This is a genomic window from Nocardia sp. NPDC051981 (assembly GCF_040680715.1).
Classification (GTDB): domain Bacteria; phylum Actinomycetota; class Actinomycetes; order Mycobacteriales; family Mycobacteriaceae; genus Nocardia.
In genome coordinates this window covers 1-1,452 of record NZ_JBFAXK010000072.1, presented here as the reverse complement: position 1 = coordinate 1,452, position 1,452 = coordinate 1, and the positions used below count along the sequence as shown (strand labels likewise).

General features: G+C 61.8%; 1 protein-coding gene. It reads left to right on the top strand.

The window, feature by feature from the left end; translation table 11 throughout:
* Positions 1–278: 278 nt before the first annotated feature.
* A complete protein-coding gene (locus AB0L60_RS42425; protein ID WP_364626644.1) occupies positions 279–791 on the top strand; it encodes a nitroreductase/quinone reductase family protein in 513 nt (170 codons plus the stop codon).
* Positions 792–1,452 lie beyond the last annotated feature (661 nt).

Genomic DNA, 1,452 nt, shown 5'->3' with positions numbered 1-1,452 from the left:
AAAACGCTCGACTGGGACAACCCAGCCGAGCGTCTCGCTATGCTCTTGTCCACCACCAACTAGCAGCGGTGTTGCGACGACCCCCAGAATCCGCCGTATCCGGGTGGGGGCTCAGTCGTTTCGGCGAGGCAGAGCATTGGTCGGTTCGGTCAGCGTGGCATGCGGCAATGTAGTGCGTTTGGGGGGATATCGATGGATTGTCTGCGGCAGCCGGGCCCAATGACTGAACCGGCGGCTGTATTGCCAGTCGGCGTCGGAACGCGTGTGATGATGAACCTGTGATCGATCAGCGCTCACGACTGCGCAGCCTGCACTGGATCAAACGGTGGATCTACCGCGGGGACAAGCCTCATACCATCGCAAAGCTACTCAACAGGTACTGGTCGAGCCAGTACCGCTCAGGAAGTCGGCTCGCGCGCTCGCGCGACGTCGAACTCGAGGTCAGGGGACGTTCAAGCGGTCGGCCGATCAGATTTCCGATCGTCCTGGCGGACATCGACAACATCTGGTACGCCGTGTCCATGCTCGGCGCGAACGCGAACTGGGTCCGCAACGTGCAAGCCGCCCACGGAGAGGCGGTCATTCGCCATGGCGGCTCGTGGAACGTGCGTCTCACAGAGGTACCCGCGACACAGCGCGCGCCAATCCTCAAGCGATACCTCGACATCGCGCCGGGCGCACGTCCACACTTCCCGATCGATAGGTCCGCGCCATTGAGCCGATTCGAGAGCATCGCGCCCAACTACCCCACTTTCCGCGTCGACGGATTCACGCCAGGCGAGCGGACGTGAACCATGTTCCGGCTCCCACGAACGCCCCGCTCATGATGTGGCGCGCCAGCAGCGTCATCACGGCCGACGGATGGATTCCATTGCCGCGTGAAATCTATTCTCGCTCAGCCAATGTCATGTAACCGGTCGCGATCGGCGATCGGGTGAGCCGGTCCCAGCCCCGTGGGCCTCGAGTGGTGCCACGGACAAGGACGAAACAGGTCACTGGGGCCTCCAATCACGTTATCCCGTGTCACCCATACTCGTGATCGGACCTCCTCGGCAGCAAGGACTTCCACCATGCGAAATGCCTGAACATCGGCGTTATGGTGCGTCGGCCGACCTCGGATGGTCACGGCCAGTGGATCTTTCGATGCCCCACGCTGGCCGGTTCGCTCAGCGCGGTATGCGGCATGTGCGTGCCGTGGCTGACTGACGTCTGGGCGGTCCGAACGGCCTTGCAAGACGTGGTGGCATGCCTGAAAAAGTCTCGCCATCAGTCCTTTTGCCCAAGGGATTCGGGGCACACCAGGTTTTCGAAACGTCTTCGATTCACAACCGGGCGGGATTACCGTTCCTCACGACCCGGAGTTGCCAGGTCGCGAGCAGGAGTTCGAAGAATGAAGTTGAACAGTCGTGGTGTGCGCCGGATCGCTTGCGGAGCACAGGGATTGGTGGCTGT